The sequence below is a fragment of the Bacilliculturomica massiliensis genome, from assembly GCF_900605495.1.
Classification (GTDB): Bacteria; Bacillota; Clostridia; order Peptostreptococcales; family Anaerovoracaceae; genus Bacilliculturomica; species Bacilliculturomica massiliensis.
The window spans coordinates 85654-111015 of the sequence record NZ_LR027599.1 but is presented as its reverse complement, the minus strand read 5'-3'; the positions used below and the strand labels follow the sequence as shown (position 1 = coordinate 111015).

Below are 25362 nucleotides of genomic sequence, written 5' to 3'. Positions count from 1 at the left end.
TATGATAAAGGAGGATGATCATGGATACATTCGGAGTTTTTAGTCTTATTCCTGTTCTCGTAATTATCGTGTTCGCCGTCATCACCAGAGATACGTTCATATCGCTGGTGGTAGGCGTGGCCGTGGGCTTTCTCATGGTGAGCTCCGGCAATCCCGTCGACGCGTTCAACGGACTGCTGGACGGCCTTTACACTGTCATGGCGGAGAGCAATACGGCCTGGGTGCTGATGCTGTGCGGACTGTTCGGCTCGCTGATCATGCTCATGCGGGAGTCCGGCGGCGTGCTTGGATTCTCCCGTCTGGCGCAGAAGTATCTGAAGACGCGGAAATCATCTGTGGTGGGAGCGTGGATACTGGGGATCATCGTGTTTGTGGACGATTACCTGAACTGCCTGGCCGTGGGCGCCGCCGTCCGCGACATTACGGACAAGCACCGCGTTTCCAGAGAAATGCTGGCTTACATTATCAATTCAACAGGCGTGACCGTCTGCGCCATCATTCCCTTTTCCACCTGGTCCGCCTTCATGGGAGCGCAGATGGAGACGGCGGACATGACCGGGGGGCTGTCCGTGACGTCGGCCTATATCCACACAGTGCCCTTCGTGATCTACGGCTGGCTGGCGGTACTGCTGGTGCCGTTCTTCGCCACCGGGATACTGCCGGTCTTCGGCCCTATGAAGAAGGCGGAGCAGCGCGCGCTGGAAACCGGGAAGGTCCTGTCGGAAGAGTCCAGCGCCGCCCTGGTGGATCTGCCGGATGAGGAAAAAAAGTTTGAGGGGAAGAAGTGCAGGGCGCTGAACTTCCTGCTTCCCATTCTGCTTGTCTGCATTCTGACCATATCGGCCGACGATATTCTCGTGGGCCTGTTCGCCGCCATCGCCCTCTGCTTTGTAATGTATATCCCTCAGCGTCTGATGTCCGTGAAGAGATTTTTCGGATGCATCATGGACGGTCTGGTGGATATGTTCCCCACGCTGGTCATCATCATCCTGTCCTACACGCTGATCGAGGTGAACGGTCAGCTGGGGCTCATCGACTTCGTGGTGGGCGTGGCGCTGAAGACGGTGAGTCCCGCGCTGCTGCCTGTGACCGTATTCGTGGTGATCGGACTGCTGTCCTTCGCTTCCGGAAGTTTCTGGGGACTGGCCGCCATCGCGTTTCCCATCGTGGGACCGCTGGCCGCGGCGCTGGACGCCAACCTGTTTCTGTGCGCAGGAGCGCTGATCTCAGCGGTCTGCTTCGGCGGACACATCTGCATGTACTCGGACACCGTCATTTTGACGTCGGCTTCCACGCAGTCCACCAATGCGGAATACTTCAGGACCGCCGCGCCGCTGGTGGCCGTGCCGTTTGCCGCTTCCATCGTCATCTTCCTGGCGCTGGGCATCCTGATGTGATCAAATATGGAACGCTTTGAAAGCCATGCCCGTTCCGGCGGCTGAAAAGCGCTGAAAAGGTCCGGACCTGCGCTGGGATAAAATGCGCCGGTCCGGATCTTTTTTGGAAGCGGCTGGAAGGGGGAGGGCCTTTTGTTTGGCGCGCGGCGAAATATGATGTATAATGGCCGGAGAGTGTTCAATTGATCCGACGCTTTGAAAGGCTGGCCGCGGTTTATAAAACTGTCGGGCGGGACGGCGTCATCTGGGAGGTTTCATGGATCGGAAAAAGCGATATATCATAGCAAAAGGACTGCCGGGACAGGCGCTGCTGAAGTGCCGCGCCATGGCGGGGGAGATATTTGTGAACTTACATATTATGGATCCTGTGCGGCTGGCTGAGGAAATGCTTCAGTCAAGAGGGATCTCTTCATGCAAAGCGGCGGTCACAGACGATGAAGGTATTTTTATCATGCGCTCGATATTGCGTGAGAACCGCAGGTCCGCGCAGAGACCCTATTTTGACAGCGCGGGCATAGCCGACGCGGAAATGTTGTATCGGGCGCTGACAGATCTGCGACTGCAGCTCTCCGGCGCGGAGGAGAACGAGCTGGATGGGCTGTACCGACTGCTCTGCGCTGAGGGTGCTGAGGGCGCAGGGGGCGCTGTGGGCGAAAAACAGGCGGACGCTGATCCGGACTTTCAGACGGGATCAGGGACGGGACGCAGACCGGTCATGGCGGAGAAGAACGCCGCGATCATCACAGAGCTGGCCGCCCCTTATTTCCAACGGCTTGCGGAACGGGAATGCTGTGATAATATCATGCTGTTCCGGCGCATTATTCTCTGCGGAGAACAGACAGGCGGACCGCTGCTGGATGGGGAGGGCTTCACGGCGGAGGGGTTCGAGATAAGCCCGCTGGAGAGAAGGCTTGCGGAGACGGCTTTCGGAACTCTCGGCCGGCTTGAGTGGGACGAACTGATGGGGGCGGACGTCTTGAAGGGAGAAGCGGACGATCCCGTGTATTTTACAGCTTATGGAGCGTCCAACGAAACAGCCCGCATCCTGCAGGAGATCGCGGCTTCCGGAGAGGCTGCGGACCGGTTTGCAGTGGCCGCGGCCTCCCCGGAGGATTACGTCCATCTGTTTCTGGAAGAAGGGAATCTGCCCGTCACACTGGGAGCGGGGATCAAAGGCGTCCATTCCCGGATCTGCATACTGGCGGAAAGGATCGTGGCCTGGAGCCGCAGCGCGTTCGCCAGGGACGACTACGACGCCATGACTGAACTCTTCGACGGGAGCGCGATCCTGGACTACATGGAGAAAAAGGGCGTGGAGGCGGAGGATCGCGGGCGTCTGTGGAAAACAGCGCTGGATCTTGGACGGAGACTGAGTTTTACCCTGAATACGCAGGAGAACGCCGATCGCCTGCGCGCCTATGAGACGCTGCTTGACCGGGACCGGCTCAGGGCCGCGCCCCGGGAGCGGGCGGCCCTGGACTGGGAGTGGAGAGCGCTGCCTTACGCTTACCGGATGGCAGAGCTGTTCACAGCGGAGGGGATCCTGCGCAGTTTTACCTTCCGAAGAGAAAACGATCCGGCGGACAGCGACGGCTGCGACGGGTTTCTGCAGCTGTTCAGCGCGGCGCTTAAGGAAAAGAACGGCGGTGGGGAAAGCGGCGCTCCCGCCATGGCCGGTGAAAGGATAGACCAGGGGGAGATCCTGGCCGATGTGATCGACCTGTTTCGCAGACGGGCTGTGGGCGGACGGCCGGAGAAAGCAGGCGCGGTGCATTTCTGCACGCTGCAGCAGGCAGCTTTTTTGAACCGTCCTTACATCTATCTGTGCGGTCTGCAGCATCTGACGGGCAGCGAGGCTGAAAACGCGGTGATCCTGGACGGCGATATCCAGCAGATCCGAAGCAGGACGAAGGGCTGTACGCTTCTGACCTCGGAGGAGAGAACGGCTGCACGGAAAAGGGATCTTCTACGTCTGCCGGAGCTTCTGGGGAAGAGAGGAAGCGCTGTGACGCTTTCCTGGTCGGACTTCAGTCTGAGCGAGCTGAAGCAGACGGCGGTTCCGGCATTTCTCAGCCAACTGTCCATGAGACCCGCAGGGCGGGCAAATTTTGCTTCCGTATATGGGAATGGGGTCGGCTCTGAAAGAGGAGCCCGGGCCTGGACGGAGAAAAAACCTGCCGGGAGCGGATTGGGAACGCTTCCGATGCTCACTGTCACGCCCTCCGCGGCGGAGCTGCTGCTGACCTGTCCTTATCGTTTCGCTCTGACCAGACTGCTTAAGATCCGGGAGCCGGAGGACAGGGAAAGTCTGACTGCCTGGCTGACGGCGGCAGAAAAAGGGACGCTGTGTCACAGCGCTTTTGAGGAGTATAACCGACGGGAGTACGAGGATGGTCTCAACGGCCTGACACAGCCGGAACGCAGAGAGAGAAAGCACGCATTAATGCGGGAGATCGGGGAGCGGCTGCTGCGGGAATACGAGATCCGCAAGCCTTGCCGCTCTGACGGCCGGCGCAGCGCGGAGGAGGTGCGGGAGATACTGAAGGGTTATGTGGAACTGTGGGACAGCGGCCGCATCGGTACGCTGGAGATGGCGGAACAGGAGATCGGGGACAGGGTGATCCTTCCTGGAAGGCTCCTGTGTCACGGGGTCCCGGATCTGGTCATGAACTTCGGCGGGGAACCGCCGCGTATCGGCGTTCTGGATTATAAGACGGGGAAACAGGTCCATCACAGAGAAAATCACACGGCCAGCTGTATCCAGACTCTGCTTTACTGTATGATGCTGGAGCAGCAGGAATACGCAGGCTGCGAGCTGTTCACAGAATATCTCTATCCGCTGGCGGGGATCAGGGTGACCTGCACATATGACAGGAAAAGAAAAGAGGAGATCGCAGAGGCCGTCGGCAGGGCGCTGGACGCCATAGAGACCGGAGTAAACTGGAAAGCCACCGACGCAGCCTCAGGACGCGGGTCAGACGCAGACTTCAACCCGGCCTGCCGGTGGTGCGGCGTGAAAGAATTCTGCCACCGCGATGAAAGGAGGGGAGGCTGATATGGCGGACGACAGAGAAGTCAGAGCGTGGATAGAGACACGGGATTCGCTGGAGCGAAATGTATTTCTGAATGCCGGCGCAGGCTCGGGGAAGACGGAAAGTCTGGTAAGGCGGATCCTGGCCCTGATTAAGAGCGGCAGACCGGTGGGTTCCATTGTAGCCATCACCTTTACAAAGGAAGCGGCGCGCATGTTTTACAGCAGGATCGGCGGAGAATTGGAGAAGGCGCTGGCGGAGTGCGCCCCCCGGAAACATGAACTGCCGAAGGAGGCCTGGGGGCCGGGGGAATACTATCTGCTGACGCGGGCGATGGAAGATCTGGATCAGGCGTTTTTCGGAACCATAGACAGCTTCTGCAGGAGACTGCTGACAGAACATCCCCAGGAAGCGGGGCTTCGCTCCGATTTTGCTCCAATGGAGAAAAAGCAGGAGCAGGAGGCTTTCTGTCTGGAACGGTTCACACATCTGATCCGCAGCAGGGAACCGCAGGAACTGTGGCTGCGCTATGAGGAACTGCGGGAGCTGGGCATGGGAACCGGAGACTTTCTGGCGCTGATCCGTACGATATGGGGGTTCGGAGGTTTCACGGTGGAAGCGGGCGAACCTCCCGTGGAGCCGGAGACGGACGATACCTTTATGGCCAGGGCCGGCAGGGATCTGAGCGTATTCTCGGAGCTGCTTGACCGATATTTTGCCGATCCGGCCACTGCCCGGGAGCCTCTGGCCAAAACGCAGCTGGACAGGCTGCTGCGCATAGAACGAATGGCCCGATTCAAAGACAGAACGGCGGTACTTCGCGCGGTGCAGGCGCTGGCTGATTTCTGGGACAGTCTGCCGGACAAGTACGTGAAAAAAGCGCTCAGGGAGAAGTTCACTGCGGAGGAACGGGAGATCATCACGAAAAGCTACGGCGCGCTGAAAGAGACGGCCGAAAAGTGCGGCCCGCTTTTGGAGGCTTTTGAGCGTGAGAAATACTATAAGAGCGCAGCCTTTGGCAGGGATTTCTGCCGGTGGGCCAGGGATGAGATGGAACGAAGGGGCGTCGTCACTTTTGAAAGCAGTCTGGCTGCAGCAGTGGACATGCTGCGCAGAGACGCCGTCTCGGGAGGAGCGCTGACGCGTTATATCCAGAGCCGTTACCGGTATTATCTGGTGGATGAATATCAGGATACCAACCTGCTGCAGTCAGAGCTGTTTTTCCGACTGGCGGCTCAGGAACCGCAGGGTGACTGGCGGGCGGCGCGGCTGCTGCCGGGGGCTCTCTTTCTGGTGGGGGACGAGAAACAGGCGATCTACCGGTTCCGCGGCGGAGACGTGGACAACTACCGAAGGGTGCGCAGAGTATTTGAAGAATCGGAAGGGTGTGAGGTCCTTCAGCTGTCCTGCAATTTCCGATCATCGGCGCCCCTGACCCGGTGGTTTGACGAAGTGTTTTCCAGTTCTGTATTTTTTGGAGATTCTTTTCCCCGGATAGAACCGTCGGATCGTCAACGTCTGTTTTCACGGCGGCCCAGCGGAAGGGAAGGGAAGCGGCCTGAGTGGGCGGAGAGTCAAAATGAAAGGGCGGATGCGGCGGCCGAACCTGCGGCAGACGGAGTTTATCTCTACGAGGTCGTCGGAAACAGACCGGGGCGTTTCGGCCGTTCCGGTCTGCCGGGAAACGAGGAGCGGCAGATCGTCAGATTGATCCGGGACCTTCTGGGAAGGCAGGTCTTTGCGTACGATCATCGCACGGGAAGGGCGGGACTGCGGCCGGTGAGTTATGAAGATATTATGGTGATGACGGCGGAAAAGGATCGCCTGTCTCCCTACATGGAAGCGTTTGAGAAAGCCGGGATCCCTTACAGTGTGGCGGGCAGCAGCCGTTTTGCCGCAAGCGGGGCGCTGCCTGCCATGAAGCGCCTGTTGGAGGCGGCGCTCTCTGAGGGAGACCGCTATCTCAGCTGTCTCTGTCTCATGGAACCGCCCTTCTGTTTGTCGGAGGGAGAGCTCTATCGTCTGCAGGCGGAGGAAGAGCAGGCGGGAGCAGGGGGGACGGGCCGAGGGTTCGCGGAGCTCTCTGGGTTTGCTGAAGAGATCAGCGGACTGGATCCTCCCGCCATGTATCGCCGGGCTATGGAACTGCTGGCTGGAAAAATGGATGTGGACAGGGAGGCGGATACTCTCTGCTACGGTCTGGAGCTGCTGCGGGCGGAGACGGCCCAGGGCCGGGTGCGAAACGGCGGGGAGCTGGTCCGCTTCATCCAGGAAGAACTGATCTGCGGAGATCATGAATATGAGATGTCGAGAGAAGAACGGACCAGAGGCGTCAAGCTGCTGAACCTGCACAAGGCGAAAGGGCTTGAGGCCCCTGTAGTCATTCTGGCCGACGCGGCGGCCCCGGCGGAACGAAAAGCGCAGATATGCAGAGATTTTTCCGGGCGAAAGGTCTACATCAAAACGATCAAAAAAGATTATAACGAACTGATCCGCACAGCGCAGTTCGACGCGCTGATGGAGGAAGAGGAAGGGAGACTGGCGGAAGAACAGACGCGGCTGCGCTATGTGGCGGCCACCAGAGCGGCCTCCGTCCTTCTGATCCCGCGATTGTATGAAAACGTCGGGGAAAAGGGCGCGGCGGCCAGGGGAGAGGAGAAGGCCGGTCGTTGGGAAGAATTGATCGCGTCCTCCAAAAGACCGATCCCATTCTGGCCGTTCAGAGAGCAGGGACATGCAGAGGAAGGGAAGACTTCGATCCCGGTCCCGCCCGCGCCTTCGGCCCGTCCCGTCCTGCAGGCGGTCTCCGGGCCGGCGCTGCGTTTCTCCTCCGCTCCTTCTTACGACTCGATCAATCCCAGCGGCGTCAAAATGAAGACCCATTGCGGAGAGCTTCTTTCGCACGGAAATGACCATGCGGAAGGGGGGAGCCGGCCGCCGGAAAGTGAAGGATCGTTCAGCGCGGCGGTGGGCACGGCGGTCCACCGGCTGATGCAGACGCTGGCCGACCGCCGGGAAGAGCGTCTGGGATCAGATGAACTGACCCTGATCATCCGTTGGATCCTGCGGTCCGTGGGATTGTCTGACAGCCATGGACAGAACGGCCGTGACCAGAATATCCATGGACAGAGCTCCCGGGGCGGCGGAGATCCGGAGCAGATGCTGCTCTCCATTGCAGAGCGCATGGGCAGAGGGGGATACCCGCAGACGGCGTCGCCGGAGGAACGCCGGCTTTTTCCGTGGATCCCGGAAGAGGTACCGGCGGATCTGACGGCGGTCCTTCGCGCCGCCGACGAGGTATATACGGAACTGCCTTTTACACTTTATCTGACGGCGGGGGACAGCTGGCTGCGCGCGCTGGCGGACGCTCTGGAAATAGATCGGCGTAAGGGCGGGTTTTTAAATGGCGTCATGGACCTGGTCTACCGCAGGGGGAGTCAGTGGTTCATATGCGACTATAAGACAAATTTACGTCGGGATGGCCTCTACGGACATTATGAGGGGCAGCTCACGCTGTATCGGGAAGTTTTAAAGAAGTTGTTTGAACCGGAACGAGAACCGCAGGCGTATCTGTACCATATCCCCTGCAGAACAGGAGCCGGGGAGGAAGGTTGAAGTACGGTTCAGAATGTTGGAAAATCACGCGTCCGCCGCGTGATTTTTTTATGTGCAGGAAATATCGCGAAGCGATATGGACGTTATAACAAAAAAGTTTACTTTCAGAAAACCTCCGAAAAGCTCCGCAGCGGCAGCTGGTATAGTAAGCAGGAGAAAAGGAAAAGAACAGAAATCTACACGGAGACAAAAGGGAGGAATGACGAACATGTACAGTCGTTTGGAAGATGTGCTCTGTTCCGTGCGAAAAGAACCGCCGGACAGCGTTCAGGAAGTCGTCGACGCATTTCTGGAGATACGGCGCGCTTTTTGTTCGCTGGGCGAAGAACCTGCGGAGGATTACGCTATTTTGGAGGAGGCGCTGCGCCGGGGGAATCGGCAGATAACGGAGCTCCTGCTGCGTGCGGGGATATCCCCGGCCGGCCAGAAGGACGGAGTGGGCGAATCTATCTTTGGAAAATTGATCGCCGACGACGATGAGGAAAATTTTCTTTTAGCGCTGTCTTACATGGAGGACCCCGGCAGACCGATCATGCACGTTACAAACATAGAGTTCAGGATGGACGGCGCCGAATGTGTAGGCGAATACAGTCTGACAGCTTCGCCTATGGCGCTGTGCGCGTTTTATGGCAGACGCCGGTTGGCGGAACTGCTGCTGACGATGGATCTGTTTCAGCCCTGGCGGGATGAGGAACTGAACTTTGACACGGACGCCTTCGGCAGAATAGCCGGTATGCAGAGCATAAATTATACTATGTGGAAAAAGGCTGAACCAGACGGTCTAAGTCGGCGCAGTGATTTTGTCGGGATCCCCTCGTGGAGTTTTGTCGTGGCAGGCGGGCCCGCGGAGGAGGCCGTATTTTTTCTCAGGCTGGAACAAGCAGCGCATAAAGCGAATAGGGAAGTGAGCCGCCTGATCTGCAATTTTGCAAAGGGGCCTATGCTGGATCTGCTGTGGCAGAATAAACCGGAGCTGATGGCGTCCATCCCTGCAGAATATCCCCTGAGAGCCTGCAATGAGCGGCTGCTGCGGGATTTTATCAGCCGGGGAAAACTGCCCAAGCGTCCCTTCCGACTGCTGGGAGATGATGACGCCTGTGATGTGAACGTTCTGAGCAGGCTCGAATTATATGAAGAACAGGAATTGTTCGCATGCCTGGATGTTCTCGACGAACAGGGCGCTGAGCCGGATACGGAGGAACTGGGACATCTGACAGAGATGGCTCTGGGGAGCAGAAGCGAAAGGATGATAGAGCGCATTGCTGAATACAGGCAGACGGAACCTGTGGACGCGACGAAATTGTTCAACCTTCTGCCCATAGGACCGGGCCAGCGGAAATTTGCCAGGGCGGTCCGGGACAGCGGCCTGCGCCTGAAATTGAGATTGCCGCTGGAAGAAACTGAAATCTGGTGGGCCCCCGAGTTCAACTGCGCCGATTTGACGGCTCTGCTGGAATTGACCGAGCAGGAGATAAAGCACGACGGCAGGCTGGACTGGCTGTCGAAGTCGATCCTGCTGGGGCAGACTCAGCGCGGGCTGAAGCTGCTGGTGAGCAGCGGGCTGCTCTGTTCTCAGAATATGAGGGCGGCCGTTGAGTTTATTATTGAGAACAAACTTCATAAACTTTACGAGCCGGTAGTGAAACTGGCGGCACAGATGGAAGGGGGTTACCGATATGGGCTTTAAGAATCCCTTTGACATGGGGGAGGGACAGGTGGAGTTCAGCACCGTACTTTACGCGGTGCAAAACGGCGGACCTTCGCTGGTACGGGAGCTGTATCGCTTTTATTGCAGAGATGATGTGGAAATAAGATCGGAGTTTCAGGAAGCAATCCTGCTGGATGCGGCTATGGACAGGCCCGAACATCCGGAGCTGCTGGAAACTCTGTTGGGGGAAGGTATATCCCCTGCCGTATCGGCTGGCTATGGAAATGCCTGTCCGCTGTGGCGGGCGGTGGAGGAAAACAGAGAGGATGTTTTTTTACGGCTTCTGTCGCGTCTGAAAGATCTGGAAACGCCTATCGTCTGCAGTGCCAATAGAACGCTGGAGATCGGCGGCCGAAACTATATGGTCGAATATAACTTTTCTGCTACGATTTTTGGACTCTGCGCGTTTTGCGGAAGGAAGGAGATGGCGGAACGTCTGATAAAATTGGGTGCAAGACCTGATGGTCCTACGTTTCTGCAGCAGGCGGCCCAGGCGAGAAGGATGTGGGATGGAGACGGATATGACGGAAAGCGCGTGGGATTTACAGCATGGGCCCCGAAAAAAAGGGGAGCAGACCGTATGGTAACATCAGACATCTTCATGGGGGTCCCGCCATGGGCGATGACTATTTTGGGCGGAGATGCGGAAGCCGCGGAATATTTTCTGCAGTTTGGCGAAGACAGGAAAAATGATCGGATAGCGCTTCTGATCGGCCAGGTGAGAGATCCGCAGATGATCGCGATGCTGTGGCGGAGGAAACCAAAACTGATGAGGGACGTGGCTCCCGTATTTGCGCTGCGTCAGGTGAACGCCGATCTGCTGCAGAGCCTTCTGGCGGAGGGAGCGGAACTTCCGTCCGAGCCTTTTGCAAAGCTGGGAACGGAATTTTTTTCCGAGAGCTTATTACATCAGCGGCTGACAGGAGCGCCGAGGGAATTTCGTTTGAACGGCGATCTGATGCGATGCCTGCGGATCCTGGAAAAAGCGGGGCGGCGGCCCGCTGGGGCGGAGCTTGAATTTCTGACGGAGATCATGCTAAAAACCGCCGATCAGCGTCTGATGCGCTATGTGGCAAAGCGGGCGGGACGCCGGCCCGTGGATATAACAAAATATGTGTGGGAGCTGAAGCCGGACAGAAAGGAGTTCGAGCGCCGCCTGAAGGAGAGCGGCATCCGTCTGATCTTCCGGCCCGCGGCAGAATCGTGCCGCTTTGGACTAGGCCGCCGCGGGCTGCGAAAGATCCTCAGACTGGCGGAGATAGAGACCCCGGAGAAGGGGAAGCTGGATGAGGTGACAAAAGAGATACTGCGGGAACAGACAGAAGACGGGATCCGCCTGCTGATAAAATGCGGTCTTCTGCGGAAGGACAACATCAGCCTGGGGATCTCATACGCGGCGGAGAACGGACTGGAACGGATCTATGGACCCATGGTGGAGACGGCCGCCGGGGTGGGAGGTGAAAAATCGTATGACTTCGAAACATGAGGGGAAGAGGGAAGAAGATGAAAGGGAGAATGACAAAGGCCTCCGTATCTGGATGCTTATGAGCAGGGTCGAAATGCTTGCTCAGGCAGGCGAGTTTGATGAAATAGTGAACGAGGCGGAAAAGACGCCGCTGGTTCTGGCTCTGCAGCGAAGATTCTATAATCCTTTTTATACGGGTCTTCTACAGGCGGGTCTCACGGGCGGTCACTGGCAGACAGGCGCTGGGAATTGGAATACGATGGGAAACAGCGGAAATTTTACACAGCTGCTCTGGGAGCAGGACAGGGCGGCGTGGAAGAGGGCGGCCCGTATCCTGTGCAGCGTGCCGGAGGTCGGGTGTACGATCGAACTGTCAGTGGACTATCGGGTGGGAGAGATGGAATACCAGATGCATGGCGGATTGCTGGGCGCGGCAGTCATTGAGGGGGATGCGGAGCTGGTGCGGCTGCTTTTAAAATCCGGATTTAAGCCGGATGGCTGGGAGGATGGTTTCTACTATGTGGACTTTGCGGGGCTGATTTTACAGCGGAGCTACACTATGGACCGCTTCTCCTGCAGCGTACCGGTCGGCTGGACGACCAGGTGTGTGTCTGCTGACGGCGTTGATCAGGGCTGGTGCGGCAGGACCTTTACGCTGAAGACCGGCAGTCCGCTGATGGCGGCTGTGACCAGAGGAGATCAGGACTGCGCCCGGCTCCTGCTGGAAGCCGGCGCTTCGTACGATCCGGACAATCTCATGTGTTCGCTGTTTATAGGAAATTGTCCTTCGGCGGCGATGGCCGCCGATCTTTCCCGGACCGCCGCCGCCAGAAAACGCAGAGAGACTCTGAGGCGGTGGATCTCACGGTTCTGCAAAAAAAGTGACCGGATCTGAAACCTCCGGCGGAGGGCGGAGGGGACTGTGATAGGGTAAAGATGCGGGAAGACAGAAGACCGGCAAAAATGTAAGGAGGAGGATACAGATGAACATAAAAGAAGCAAAACAGACAGTGAAGGATGCGATCCACGTGTATCTGGCAAAGGATGGCGGCGGGAGGTACCGCATTCCGGTCAATCGCCAGAGACCGCTGGCGCTCATCGGACCGGCGGGGGTGGGAAAGACCGATATCGTGCGTCAGGCCGCTGCGGAGATGGACGTGGCGTTTCTCTCCTATACGATCACTCACCACACCCGTCAGAGCATCATGGGATTACCGCGGCTGGAGCAGAGGGAGTACGGGGGGACGCTCTGCCATGTGACCGGCTACACGATGAGCGAGATCATATCAGAGATCTACGAGACCATGGAACGTACGGGAAAAAAAGAGGGCGTGCTGTTTCTGGACGAGTTCAACTGCGCTTCGGAGACGATTGCGCCGCTGATGCTGCAGTTCCTGCAAAACAAAACCTTTGGATGCCACAGTGTACCGGAGGGCTGGGTGGTGGTGCTGGCGGGAAATCCCGGGGAATACAACCGATCCGCCAGAGAGACGGATGTGGTGACGAGGGACCGGATACGGGAGATCCATATCGAGCCCTCCTTCGATGCATGGCGGGAGTACGCGGTGGGGAAGAGCGTCCATCCGACCATTCTGGCGTACCTGTCGCAGAACCGATCGCATTTCTATTACTTCGCCAACGAAAAAGGGGAACTTCATCTGGCCACAGCCAGAGGGTGGGAAGAGCTGTCGCAGATGATCAGGATCTGCGAGGAGGAAAACCTGCCGGTAGACGCAGGGCTTGCGGAGCAATATCTTCCCTGCCCGAAGATCGCGGGCGGATTCATCAATTATTATAAGATATTTAATGAGATCGTCAGACCCGAGGAGGTAGAAACGATCCTGAAAGGGAAGGCCTCAGGAGAACTGCGGGTGCGGTTTCGAAATAAGCCTTTCGATGTGAGATGCGCTCTGATCTGGCTGCTGTCAGACCGCCTGTTGACCGGATCAGCGGATTATGCCGCAAAGACGGCGGTCTGCGACAGACTTTACGCTGTTCTGACCGCCGCGGATACGGAGCAGCCGCTGTCCGGGCAGCTCCGGGAACCTAAGCCGGCGGATGAAAATAACGGTGGTCTGCAGTTGTTTTCCAGACTGGGACAATTGCCCGCGGCAGGACTGAACGCCGGCGGGAGCGCAGGGGAAAAAGAGGGTAATTCGGAGGGTCAGCGTCCGGCGGTAACGGCGGAAGTAGAGCGCATTCTAGGGAAGTACCGGGAGCTGGCGGAAGAGACTGAACCGGCGTCAGGCTTTGAAAAGATCCGCGGAGAATTTTCCGCTCTGGTGAGGAAGCGGGAACAGGCGCGGGATCTGGCGGACGAAGCCGTTACGAATACGCTGAACTTTGTAAGTCAGGTTTTTGGAGAGGGAAGCGAGATGGAGATCCTGCTGAACAATCTGGACGCGGCGGAGGATGTTGTGCGTTTGCTGGCGGAGACGGGAAACAGCCGCTATATAGAGGAACGGAGAGCGGTATTTGCGCCCATATCAAAAGGCAGCGTGAATAAAAGAGTGAAAGAGGCGCTGAACAAAAATGAGGCGTGACCGGCAGAAACGCCGCGGAGATAGAACGATGTGCGGCTGCAGGGACTGTAGAAAGGAAGGGAAATAATGCAGACAGAAAAATTTTGCGCCGACCGGATGCCCACGGCGGTGGAGCGGATCAGGATTAAAACGGAAGCGGGCGGTATTCCGCTGCGCTATATTCAGGGCAGAGGACGGACCGGCGCGCAGCTGACCTTGTCGCTGTCGGAGCGTCCGCACATGAGAGACTGCATGACGCTGCTTTCCGACGGCGCGGGAGACAGGGTGATCCTGCTCTGCGATACCATGGCGGGAGGGCTGTCGGCCGCAGGTTTTCTGGCGGACGCGCTCCTGCTGCAGAAACGGCAGGAGAAGGATCCGCCCTGGGAAAGGAAAGAGCGGTTTTTCGGGGAGTTTGACACAGGGGTTTTTGAGATCGACGAAAGCGAGGAAGGGGATGCGGACGGGTATTTCACAGACGGCGGCCTGCTGGAAGGGCAGCTGCTGACAGGGATGCGGGCGGCTGTGACCGGCGGATGCTGCGGGGAAGGGGATATGGAGTCGATCCTGCGGGAAGACCGATTCGTGCTGTTTTCAGAGCGCGAGCTGGACGGTGGAAGCTGTGATGACGCGGGGGACGTTCAGGGACCCGTCCAACTGTCGATGAGACCCCGTCTGGAACCCGACGCGGCCGCGGCGATCATTGTGCTGTGCGATGGGATGACGGCTCTGTCGGAACAGACGGCGGAATTCCTGCTGGGCTGGAAAAAGCCGGTTCTCATCGTTCTGCCGCGGGAGAAGGCCAACAAGGCGCAGATCGACCGCCTGCTTTTTGAGGGGGGATTCGTGCTGGCGGGGACGGAGGAACCGTCCTGCGTCTTTCTGGCCGGGCTCCTCAGGGATCTGGTGGCGGAGCAGGGCTGTCAGATCGCTGAGGAAGTAGATCGGGAGGCTGTGATCCAGGACCTGAAAAAGGCGAGACGGCAGCTTTTCTGTGAAAACGACGTGGCCCGTCTGGCTGCGCTGGCTGTCCGGCGGGCCCAAACAGGCGAAAACGGCTTTCAGAACAGGGTCGTCAGGGATTTTTCGGTGGAACATTACGAGGGAGACCAGAGGGGCGGAGCGCAGCTTTTTGCAGATATCGTGGGACTGGAACGGGTAAAGAAGATCGTGGAGACGGAGGCCAATCGTCTGGCTTACAGAAAGAAGATGGCGGAGCGGGAAAAGGATCGGGGCGCCGCCCGCGGCGGGTACGAAGCAGAGCAGCCGGCGGGGAGCATGGCCTTCGTCGGAAGGCCCGGAACCTGCAAGACAACCATGGCCAGAGCGATGGCGGTCCGGCTGGCAGAGCTTGGCGTGACCAACGGCGTGTTTCTGGAAGCCGGCCGGGAAGATCTGGTGGGCCGTTATATGGGCGAGACCTCGCACAAGGTAGCCGCGATGTTTCGGAAGGCCCGGGGCGGAGTTCTGTTCATCGACGAGGCGGGGTCTCTGATCGGGGGAGATCACGATCAGTACGGCGTAGAGGCGCTGTCGGCAGTGGTCCGCCATATGGAAAACGAGAGAGAGACCGTGGTCATCTTCGCCACCTATGGGGGGGAGATGGAAAAACTGTTTTCCGCCAATGAGGGACTGCGGTCCAGGATCGCCAGAGTGGTGGAATTTCCCGATTACAGCGTCGAGGAGCTGATCAGAATTTTCCGCGGGATGGCCGGCAGGAGAGGCTACCGGCTGGGAGAGGACTGTCTGCAGGTACTGGAACTCTATTTCCGCAGAGCGGCGAAAAAGAAGGACTTCGGCGGCGGCCGGGAGGCCCGGCGGCTTCTGGAAACGGCGGAGGGCGTCCTGGCCAACTCCGTCGTGGCAGGATGGAATGGGGGAACGGAAGCCTTTGACAGCGAAAGCCCGGGCGCTGAAATGGATCTGCTCACCGGCGAGATCCTCAGAAAGGCGGCAGGGGAGCTGCTGCGCGAACAGAGCGGAAAAGGCGGCGTTCAGATCATCGGGTTTCAGCCCTGTGGGGCCGCGGGAGTCTGATGGCCGGCGCCTGCGCTTTTGGAGAGCGGAGAAACCATACGAAACAGGAAGAGAATACGGAAAGGAGGAGGCGCCGCCGGCCGGCGGCGCCGCAGAAAATATGATTATACCCATCATCAGAGAAGGAGGGGCCGGAGGGGCGGAGCAGTCTGATCTTTATTCCCGCCTTCTCAAAGACCGCATTGTGTTGTTGGGAGGAGAAATATCAGAGGAACTGTCCTGCCTGATCACGGCGCAGCTGCTGTACCTGGAAGCGGCCGACGATTCGCTGGATATACGCATGTATATCCAGTCCCCCGGAGGCAGCGTGACGGCGGGGCTGGCCATCTACGACACCATGCGCGCGCTGAGATGTCCCGTATCCACCATCGCCATGGGACAGGCAGCCTCGATGGGAGCTTTTCTTCTGGCGGGAGGAACGCGGGGAAAGCGGTTTGCGCTTCCCCACGCCGGTATTATGATCCATCAGCCCCTGGGAGGCTGCAGCGGACCGGCGGACGATATGCTCATCCGCACGGAAGAAATTCTACGTTACCGGCGGCTGCTCAACGGAGAACTGGCCCGGAATTCAAATCTCAGTGCGGAAGAGATCGAAAAGCTGACTGTGCGCGACTGCTACATGGAGGCGGAGACCGCTCTGCGCTACGGTCTCATCGACGGGATCTGCGGCCGGGAACAGAAACTTGTTTTGGACGGTGAAAGGAGGGAGACTGAATGTATCTGATGGATGAAGGATTCTGGGTGCTGCGGCGGATCATTGAGACGGTGGTGCTGGCCGGCGGCGCGGCGGGGACTGTACTCATCCTGCTTCTTCTGGCGGATCTGCGCGTTTTTCTCAGAAGAGTTGGGGAAAGCCTGATCCGTTACCTGGATGCGGTGGACGACCCGGTACAGGAGGAGGAAGAAAAGCTGAGAGCTGCCTTGGAGGAACGGAGGAATGGATAAGAATAAACTGGCTCTGGATATTCTGCGGTACAGCAGAAAGGAGCTGCGGAATGCGTACCCGTACCTGGGGCCGGTACTGTATGTGCTGCAGATGATACGGTCTGAGGATACGCCCTGGATGGGAACGGACGGTTTTGGGATCTATTACAATCCGGACGCTGTAGTCAAGGTGTATCAGAAAGCGCCGGAGGAGATCCCGCTGACGATCATGCACCTGATCGTTCACTGCATTCTGGGCCATACGGAAAAAAGGACGGGGCGGGAGCATCTGCTGTACGACAGCTGCTGCGATGTGGCAGCGCTTCAGATCACATCCGCCCTGAAGGGGGTATGCGGCAGAGATCCGAGGAAAAGTCTTTCTGAGATCAAAGCTGCGGCGAAGTTCTTTCGCGGACGCTCGGCGGAGCAGTGCTATGAGATGATCAGGCAGGAGCGGATCGAAGGGTGTGGAGAAGAAGGGGCGGAGGCGGTTCTTGCCGCAGCCGGTCCCCATGCGGTCTGTGACGATCACCGGTTTTGGGGGATGGATCCGCAAAAAGAGGGACGAGGGGTGCGAGGGGGACGCGGGACGGAATCACTGAGGGCAGCCTGGCGCCGGGCGCTTACGAAGTCTGCGGAATTGTATGGGAAAGCTTTGAAAAGAGGGGAGATAAAAGCGGGACGGGGGATGGGCATGCTCTTCTCTCAGAGCAGCGTGACAGAGGTGTCCCCTGTTTCCTACAGGGAGATATTGAAACGGTTTGCCGCGCCTGCGGAAGTTATGAAAGTGGATATGGACACCATGGACCTGGCCTGGTATGTGACCGGACTGGACCTTTACGGGGATCTTCCGATCATCGAGTACAACGAGTACAGGGACGTCAACGTGGTGGAGGAATTCATCATCGCCATCGATACGTCAGGATCCTGCTGCGGCGAGACGCTAAACGATTTCCTGAAGCAGACTGCGGCGGTGGTGCGGGACATGGAGGTGACAGGGCGAAAATTCCGGCTGCGCATCATTCAGTGCGACTGGAACATTCAGGCGGAGAAAGAGATACGGACGGAGAAGGAGTTCGATCAATATATGGGAGACATCCAGTTAAGAGGCGGAGGAGGCACCTCTTTTAAGCCGGTGTTTCAGCGGATCGAAGAACTGATGGAAAACGGAGAATACCGCAGACTCCGCGGGCTGATATTCTTCTCCGACGGATTCGGAGATTTTCCTGAAAAGCCCACGTCTTATGAAACGGTATTCGTCATCCCCGGGGACCTGTGGTGCGACTGTGAGACAATGGGCTGGATCCCCGACTGGGTGACGGTAGCCTTGCTGGGGGAGGGAGTGACGGAGCCCGCCTTATGACGCGGATCAGTCAGTCGTTGTCTCATAGAGCGCCAGGCCGCGCTTCAGATTATCCTTCACCGCTTCGATCAGACTGTCCGGCTTCAGGACGCGGCAGTCCGTGCAGTGCTGCGTGGCCCAGAGAGCCACGCCCTTGGGATTGGCCACAAACCGCAGCTCCAGCCAGCGGTCGGCCCGGCCTGCGGAAAGCGGTCCGGCGGTCTGTTCCTGAGCGGGTACGATAAAGAAATTCTTTCCAAAGGCGTCCACAGCGTTGTTGAGCCGTTCGCTGCGGACACGCAGCACGATCTCCTCCGTCTGGCCGCCGTACATGACCGGATTTTCATCCCGGTATTTCGCAGGATTGATATGGAATTCCAGGGCCCGCACGCTGTCCAGGATATTCATGGAACGGATGCGGTCCACGCGGAAGACGCTGAAGTTGGAGTTTTCATATCCCACCGACTTGCCGATCAGGTAGTAATAGCCGTTGGACCAGACGAAAAAGGCAGGGTGAAGCCTGTGCTCGCTGCGCTTTTCAAAGGCCAGGCGGTAGTTTTCAGGCGAGGTGCGCTGCGCGGTATAATGGTAATAATCAAAAGATACGCAGCGGTGTCTGCGGAGAGCTTTTGTGACGGTGTCGATGCTGTTCATAATGTCGGCGGCTCTCTGGCCGTCTGTAAGCTTGTAGGGATAACCGTCGTCGCTGACGTTGGTGATCAGATGCTGCCGGGGGTCGTTGCACAGGCGGTTCAGATCCCGCAGCAGGATGTTGGTCTGCTCCATGGTCAGCAGGGTGAAGGAGCTGATGGCGTCCGCCAGCATTTTGACTTCCGCCCGCGTTATGTCAGGAAGGACGCGGTAATAATAACTTGCGCCGGGTCTGCTGCAGACATCCCCGTCCTGGCCGGAATGCTCGGACGCGCTTTCCAGCTCGTCCATATAATCGTCGAACAGCACGTATTTTTTGTCCCGGAGAATGTATTTTTCCAGCACAAAATCGAAGATGGAGTATTCTTTGGAAGTCTCGCTTTCCAGCAGGGAAAGCGCCTTGGAAAGGGTGTCCCGGGACAGGACGCCCTTTCCGTACAGGTTTTCCATACGTTTCATCAGCTCAGAGACCTTGAAGTATTCATCCTCGGCAAAGCCCTTCAGACAGGCCGTGATCCGGGACAGCGTGAGCATGGGATCGGCCGGAAAGGCGGCCGTATCCCCTGCGGCGTCTTCCGGTCTCCTGTGGCTACCGGCCTGCGCTGAAGGGTTTTTATTTTTCTGCGCGGATTCTCTTTTTTTTGCGGTGGTTCCGGCGAAACTGCGGCTGGATGAATTTGACATGTAAGATGACCTCCCGATGTGCTGAAATAATGTCTGTCTGTATTTTAACGGATCTGAGGAAAATTTACAATAGCCGCTGAGATAGATAGGGGGCGGGCAGCGACTTGGCTCGGAGACCTGGCTCGGAGTTCTGCGGGTCCTTTTCAACGGGAGAAATATCTGGTATATTGAAGAGGAATGTATTTCTGCAGCTGAGGAGAAGGGGAGAAGGATGAGTTATCTATACCGGATCGAAGAAGGCAGTTCTCTGTTTTACGGCAGATCGGCGCTGCCTATGGACAGGGAAAAACTGCGCCGCACGCTGTGCAAGATCTACGCTGCGGAGTGGGCGAGGCCCCGGGGAGGCAGGAAGGTGGAAGCGGAGCTGGAACGGAACAATATGGCCTGCCTCCGGTACGTGGGCGGGGATGGAAAAACCCTGAGCAGCCAGCGGATCAAATACTATACCTGCAGGCAGACCGAGCGGTCCGGCCTGCCCTGGTACAGCTGCCCGGCGGCGATGGCTGACGCGGATCTTTCCGGCGCGGGCCTTCCCGGCGTGGCCCGGGCGGAACTCATATGCCTGATCTTCTGGGAAAGGCAGGAGAGCGGAAACAGTTCTCCTACCTGGTACTGCATTTTTCATCCCGAAGATGTGGGGAGCGGATGGAACGCGGAGATGAACAGAGAGAAACAGGAGGTCAGGCGTTATCGGATCAATTTCAGCCGGAAGACCGCGCCTGGCGCCGAAGGATATGTGGGAGACGACAAGGACCGGACGGAAATGAAAAAGCTGAGCACGGGGACCGCCCATGTGGCGAAGGAGATATTCAATGACGATTGATACTGACGGGCGGCTCGAATACGGAAGCGTGAAAAGCGCTCTGGCCAGGCTGTTTGCGCCGAAGAAAGGATGCGAGGTCCGCCGGGCGTTTATGACGACTTTCACGCTGAACAGCCGCATGATCGCCGACGCGCTTTTGCATATGGGGGCGTCGGCGGATGGGATCACAGGCGGCGGAAACTCTCCGGAGGCAGGCGGCGGCCTGTCTGATCTGTCCGAGCTGCAGAAACGCCTGATGCTTGAGAGATATTATCAGAGATACGTCGGAAGAAGAGATCCGGAACGGCAGCTGCACGTATTTGCCCACGATTTTGACGACGTTCTGAAGAAAACATATAACTGTTCGTCGCGAAAAAACGCGGGCGTCGATCTGTTTTGCAGCGGGATCGTGGAAAAAGAGCTGGTCACTTTTGTCCGTCCTCCCTCGGCCGGAGCTTTTTTTCATCCGAAGATCATGCTGGCAGAATTTGCGCCTGAAGGGGGAGAGGAAAGGACCCGGCGGTTTTACCGGCTCATCGTTTCCAGCAAAAATATGGTCTACGACCGTTTTTTTCAGCTGGGCATGGTACTGGAAGGATGGAGCGGCAGACAGACGGCCAACGGCAAGGCCGTCGCCGATTTTCTGCTGTTGCTTTCGCAGCAGAGACAGGGTGAAAAAAGGGATGGAAAAGAGGAAGACGTCCGTAGGCTTCTCACCGCTCTGGCGGAGGGAACGGCGGGGACTGAGTTTGCGCCCGCAGAGCCCGGGAGCTGCGGGAAAGTGAGTTTTCATTTCAACGTTCCGCCGGCGCTCAGGCCGGACAGCCAAGGCCTAGATAGCCAAAGACCGGAAAAGACGAACTTCCACCTGAAGAACCAGTTGGAACGGGATTTCAGCCCGGAGGAGGATCGGGCGCGGAGGGAACTGGCGGGGCCGGACGGGGCCTATCGCTATCTGTTTCTATGCGATTCGCTGAACGCTGATTTTCCGCGCCTGCTGCTGGGCGATGAGACGGAGTCGGAGAGGATCCTCTTCGTGAGCAATCCGTCTTCGTGGGAGAGAGCCTTTGAGAACGGGGGCAGGTCCGCCATACCTTCCTATGCGTATCTTCTGAAAGAGGGCGTGGGACAGGGACTGACGGACGACGAATGCTGCGGCGAGGGGCGTCCTTATATCCACGCAAAGCTTTACGCCCGCTTTGGAGGCGGCCGCACTGTGGTGTGGGCAGGGTCTGCCAACGGAACGCGAAATGCGGTCAGCGAAAACTTTGAATGTATGGCGCGGTACGAATACGAAACGGACCCTACGGAGACCGGGGGAGACAGGTTTGAGGAAATTCGCCGTTGGCTGGAACCGGTGACGCCGGAGCGTCTGGAAGAATACAGATGTTCCCGGTCCGGAGAAAGGGAACGATTGCTGGAGCTCCTTCGGGAGCTGCTTCAGGAACAGACGGTGTTTTCCTGCAGCGTTCTCAGGTCGGGCAGGCTATCCGTATCCGTATCTCCGGCCGAAGGCCGGCGGGCAGCGGAGGAGGATCCCGGAGAAGACGATCCTTGGGGACTGCCGGAGCCGTTTCAATTTTATTTTACGCTGCCGGGGAAATGCGGCATGTGTGAATTTTCACTGCCAAAGAGCGAAAACAGCCAGTTTGAGATCCATTTTACGCAGGAGCAGTTTCCTGCGGACCGGGCGGGTCTGGTCCGGGTAGCCAGGAAGATGGAGGATGTGGCCCTGATCCCCGTACGTCTGCGCTTTGAAGAGGACGGGGATCCGGATGCAGGCGCGGAATTGGGAAGGGCCTCGGGAGCGAAAAATTCCGTGGACGCAGAAGCTTACATCAGGCTGTTGTATAAAAATATGCTTCCGAAGCTGAGGGACTTTGTGCCTCCGCTCTCTGGAGAAGCTCCGTTTCCTTACGACAGCGCGGATACCGCCGAAATGCGGCTGTGTAAATACGCCGTCGACAGAGGCTGGGACAGGGATGGATGGCGCTGCGGGAAGATCGCGGCGGAGATCCAAGGGTTTCTGGAAAAAGTCGGGATAGACGAGGACGAGGACGACCTTGGAGCGTACGATTATGCAGCCCTTCGCGGCGAACTTGCCAGATTCAGACACAAGGCGGAGGAGTTCAGAAGCTATTTAAAGGAGTGGGAAGATGGAGCAGACGACGGCAGGCGGCGCTAGCGGGTGTTTCCTGGTGGCCGACGAGGTGGGCCTTGGAAAAACCAGGATCGCCCGCACGGTGGCGTTCGAGATGGCCAGGATGAACGGCCGGGCGGCGGTGTTTTATCTGGCCTCCAACGCCCGCATCGCACGAAATAATATAAAGGATTTTGACGGGACGAACAGAGAGATCTCTCACATAAGGGAGGAAAACTTCAGGGATCTGACGGGCTGCCAGAGAGCAGCGGCGGAGAGAGCGCTGGCCGCCTTCGGTTACGGCGACGGATATGTGGGCAGCGCGGAGAGGGCCATGGAGATCCGGCGGGCGCCGGAGACGTTTCGGCTCAGCATGGCGGCGGTGGACAGAGACGTGCTGGCGTCGGTCCGGCCTTCCGGAAACCAGGGCCGCGGCTTCTGCATCACATTTCCCATAACGCCCAGGACCAGTTTCAACACAGACGCCGGATTGCAGTACACGGGCTCGCAGGATGAGCGGAGCTGCATGGAAGCGGCGCTCCGGCAGGCGGCGAGGTTCTGCGAAAAAAGACAGGAAGCGGAGGAAAACGGCGAGGTGATCCGGCAGGAGCCGGTCTCGGAGGCCGTTTTGCTGGCGGCGGCGTACCAGAAATTTGGACGCCGTCCGGGACCGGGAGAATGGAGCGGAGAGACGGCGTGCCGGGAATTGCAGGATCATCTGACGTATCTTTTGGATCTGAGAGAGAATAAAGAGTATGCCCAGATGGAAAACAGCCGGTTCCGCCGGCTCCGCCAGATCATGAGCAACGCCGCCGCGTGTCTTTTGAAGCCGGATCTGATCGTAGCCGATGAGTTTCAGCGCTACCGCGGATTTCTTGAGAATACCGGCAACGGTTACAGCGTGTTGACTATGCTTCGGTTTATGCGGGCGTTTCCGGAGATCTTCACGCGGCTGCCGAAGATCCTGCTGCTGTCGGCCACTCCCTACGATTACGATCACAATGCGTTTGCAGAGATGGAGCCGGAGGGGGGCAAGGAGCCGCCGTGGCTGTCCGGCGACAGCGCCGGACGGACGGAAAAACGAACGGGATCCGAGGGGCCGTATTCCGATTTCAACGAATTGAAAGCGGCTATGATAGAACTGGGCGGCCGCACAGAACGGACGGCGGACTTCATGAGCCGGACGGAGAGGAATATGTTTTTCCAGGAAGAGGACCGGAAACTGTATGAGGATTTCCGGGTGCCTGAGCTGCAGCCGGAGCAGTACAAAAAACATCTGAATTATATCCAGAGCGTCCTGCGCGGCTTGTGCGGCGTCCCGTCCGGCTCTGAGGAAGAGGACGGCGCGGCGGCCGCAGGGGGCCGGACAGGAGCGGGAGAGGCGGCGGATATGGACGGCCGGACAGGAGCGGGAGACGCGGCAGATATGGACGGCCGGACAGGAGGGGACGGCGCGCCGGGCGCAGAGGGTCCGGAGGCGGCGGCCGTTGTGGGCAGCTGTATTTCCCACACCCCTCATTTCTGGAAATTCAGCGGCGATTACAAGAAGATGGGGAGACTGTTTGGCGGCGGCAGCGGGACCGGCGGGCCGGATCAGCTGACAAAACAGGCGCATGCAGCGCTGGAGGAGCTTGACCGGACCTCCGACCCATACGATCACATTCTGCTGCAGACGCTGATCCGGGAATGTATGCCGGAAGGCGCTGAAAATCTGCTCTGGGTGCCGCCCAGCCGGGGCGGCGGGGCAAACAGCGGTTTTGGGGCGCTTTCCGCCTACGGAAAAACGCTGGTCTTCGCCAGATACCGGATGTCCTCCCGCAGCGCGGCTTATTATGTGAGCAGGGAGGCCAACGCCAGACTGGAGCGCCGTCTGACGGAGCAGTGGGAAGACGGGTCGGAAGATCTTTGCTGCGGTCAGGCGGGGGAACTGAGGACGTTTCTGGCGGAGACCCCCTGCGGGGATCTGTGCGATGAGGAAACGACGGCAGCTCTGCTGGCCTTCTTCAATCAGACGTACTGCAAAAAGGTGGTCTGCTCCCTCTATGGAAGCTATACGGAGAAAACGGTGATACGGTACTGCAGGGAGTATTGTCTGAAGGAGGTACTGGCGGAGTATTACGAGGTGTGCGGGGCCGGCGGCAGCGAGGATTTTCACAGAAAGCTGCGGGAGACGCTGGCTGGAGACGCCGGGGGCAAAGGGATGTGGATGGGACAGGTAAACGGGTATGCGCTGACCTTTTCCGCGCAGTATACGGACGATCCTGATGAAAACGGGGGTCACAGGGATGACTTTCAGATGCAGATGCAGGAACGCTTTAATTCTCCCTTTTATCCCATGGTGCTGGCCGCCACGGGAACGGCCCAGGAAGGTCTGGACCTGCACAAGTACGCGGACAAACTCATGCACTGGCACACCGCCGCCAACGCCAACGCCTTTATGCAGAGGGAGGGCCGGCTGGACCGTCCCAATTCTCTTATCATCCGAAGGCGGCTGGCGGAGCTCTGCAGCCGGCTGGAGCAGGACGGCTCAGATCAGGCGGAAGCCCTCCGAAGGCGGATGACAGACCGTCTGCGGGAAGCGGATTTGAAGGGCCGTCCGGCGTTTTTCGGGATCGTGCAGGAACACGCTCTGCGCATCATTGAGGAGATAAGGCCCCGGGGGATCGACCTGAAGCAGCTGGCTCTGGCGGCAGCGGCAGGCATTTTTCCCAAGTGGTATATTCCCGCCCTGACGGAGGAATCGCCCCGGATCAGGCGTATCGCAGCGCCCACGCTGCTCAGTGGTCAGAAGGAACTGGCGGAGAAGATCCACAGCGCAGCGAAAAACTATCCGGAGTTTCTCGGCGGCGCGGAGGAATGGGATCGAGAGCAGAGCGGCGGCAGGGAGGAGACCCGCTCCCAGTGGACGGAACTGCGAAAAAGGACCCTGTGCGCTTTTTTTGATTATGCAGGAAATATCGCGAAGCGATATTGACGGAATAACAAAAAAGTTTACCTTGTGAAAGTGAGCCCGCAGGGCGGTCATGTTTCCAAAGGGTTTGCG

15 protein-coding genes are annotated in these 25362 nt (G+C 58.3%); 14 read left to right on the top strand and 1 reads right to left on the bottom strand.

Features of this window, described 5'->3' with window-relative positions:
• The first annotated feature begins 20 nt into the window (after nucleotides 1-20).
• The 11 genes from E0E37_RS03060 (at nucleotide 21) to E0E37_RS03010 (ending at nucleotide 18063) form a co-directional block, all read left to right on the top strand.
• Entirely contained in the window at nucleotides 21-1397 is a 1377-nt protein-coding gene (locus E0E37_RS03060; RefSeq protein ID WP_165445174.1) for a Na+/H+ antiporter NhaC family protein, read from the top strand.
• Between the two features lie 256 nt (nucleotides 1398-1653).
• On the top strand, nucleotides 1654-4452 hold the full coding sequence (locus E0E37_RS03055) for a PD-(D/E)XK nuclease family protein (RefSeq protein ID WP_130861505.1): 2799 nt from the start codon (nucleotides 1654-1656) through the stop codon (nucleotides 4450-4452).
• 1 nt (nucleotide 4453) lies between these two features.
• Complete coding sequence (locus E0E37_RS03050) at nucleotides 4454-8044, top strand: UvrD-helicase domain-containing protein (RefSeq protein ID WP_165445173.1); 3591 nt, start codon at nucleotides 4454-4456, stop codon at nucleotides 8042-8044.
• Between the two features lie 208 nt (nucleotides 8045-8252).
• Complete coding sequence (locus E0E37_RS03045; protein ID WP_130861503.1) at nucleotides 8253-9731, top strand: hypothetical protein; 1479 nt, start codon at nucleotides 8253-8255, stop codon at nucleotides 9729-9731.
• Entirely contained in the window at nucleotides 9721-11238 is a 1518-nt protein-coding gene (locus tag E0E37_RS03040) for an ankyrin repeat domain-containing protein (protein ID WP_130861502.1), read from the top strand. Before E0E37_RS03045 ends, E0E37_RS03040 begins: the two co-directional genes overlap by 11 nt.
• Nucleotides 11222-12112: an ankyrin repeat domain-containing protein gene (locus tag E0E37_RS03035; protein WP_130861501.1), complete on the top strand. Its 891-nt coding sequence runs from the start codon at nucleotides 11222-11224 to the stop codon at nucleotides 12110-12112. Before E0E37_RS03040 ends, E0E37_RS03035 begins: the two co-directional genes overlap by 17 nt.
• Nucleotides 12113-12200: 88 nt before the next feature.
• The gene (locus E0E37_RS03030; protein ID WP_130861500.1) at nucleotides 12201-13760 is read left to right on the top strand and encodes an AAA family ATPase; all 1560 of its coding nucleotides are present in this window, start codon (nucleotides 12201-12203) and stop codon (nucleotides 13758-13760) included.
• Nucleotides 13761-13826: 66 nt separating this feature from the next.
• Complete coding sequence (locus tag E0E37_RS03025; RefSeq protein WP_130861499.1) at nucleotides 13827-15776, top strand: AAA family ATPase; 1950 nt, start codon at nucleotides 13827-13829, stop codon at nucleotides 15774-15776.
• A 100-nt stretch (nucleotides 15777-15876) separates the two neighbouring features.
• Nucleotides 15877-16500, top strand: a complete 624-nt coding sequence (locus tag E0E37_RS03020) for a ClpP family protease (protein ID WP_130861498.1) — start codon at nucleotides 15877-15879, stop codon at nucleotides 16498-16500.
• On the top strand, nucleotides 16491-16721 hold the full coding sequence (locus tag E0E37_RS03015) for a hypothetical protein (RefSeq protein WP_130861497.1): 231 nt from the start codon (nucleotides 16491-16493) through the stop codon (nucleotides 16719-16721). The genes E0E37_RS03020 and E0E37_RS03015 overlap by 10 nt, the downstream gene beginning before the upstream one ends.
• Entirely contained in the window at nucleotides 16714-18063 is a 1350-nt protein-coding gene (locus E0E37_RS03010) for a vWA domain-containing protein (protein ID WP_130861496.1), read from the top strand. The genes E0E37_RS03015 and E0E37_RS03010 overlap by 8 nt, the downstream gene beginning before the upstream one ends.
• Nucleotides 18064-18069: 6 nt before the next feature.
• Here E0E37_RS03010 and E0E37_RS03005 read toward each other — a convergent pair whose 3' ends face one another.
• Entirely contained in the window at nucleotides 18070-19377 is a 1308-nt protein-coding gene (locus E0E37_RS03005; protein WP_130861495.1) for a helix-turn-helix transcriptional regulator, read from the bottom strand.
• A gap of 211 nt (nucleotides 19378-19588) precedes the next feature.
• Here E0E37_RS03005 and E0E37_RS03000 point away from each other — a divergent pair, with 211 nt between their 5' ends.
• From E0E37_RS03000 to E0E37_RS02990, 3 genes are read left to right on the top strand one after another with little or no spacing between them, the layout of a single operon-like run.
• Nucleotides 19589-20200 carry a hypothetical protein gene (locus E0E37_RS03000; RefSeq protein WP_130861494.1) on the top strand — a complete coding sequence of 204 codons (612 nt, stop codon included), beginning with the start codon at nucleotides 19589-19591 and terminating at the stop codon, nucleotides 20198-20200.
• The gene (locus E0E37_RS02995; RefSeq protein WP_130861493.1) at nucleotides 20190-22364 is read left to right on the top strand and encodes a phospholipase D-like domain-containing protein; all 2175 of its coding nucleotides are present in this window, start codon (nucleotides 20190-20192) and stop codon (nucleotides 22362-22364) included. Before E0E37_RS03000 ends, E0E37_RS02995 begins: the two co-directional genes overlap by 11 nt.
• The gene (locus tag E0E37_RS02990; RefSeq protein WP_130861492.1) at nucleotides 22336-25293 is read left to right on the top strand and encodes a hypothetical protein; all 2958 of its coding nucleotides are present in this window, start codon (nucleotides 22336-22338) and stop codon (nucleotides 25291-25293) included. Before E0E37_RS02995 ends, E0E37_RS02990 begins: the two co-directional genes overlap by 29 nt.
• Nucleotides 25294-25362: the final 69 nt, after the last annotated feature.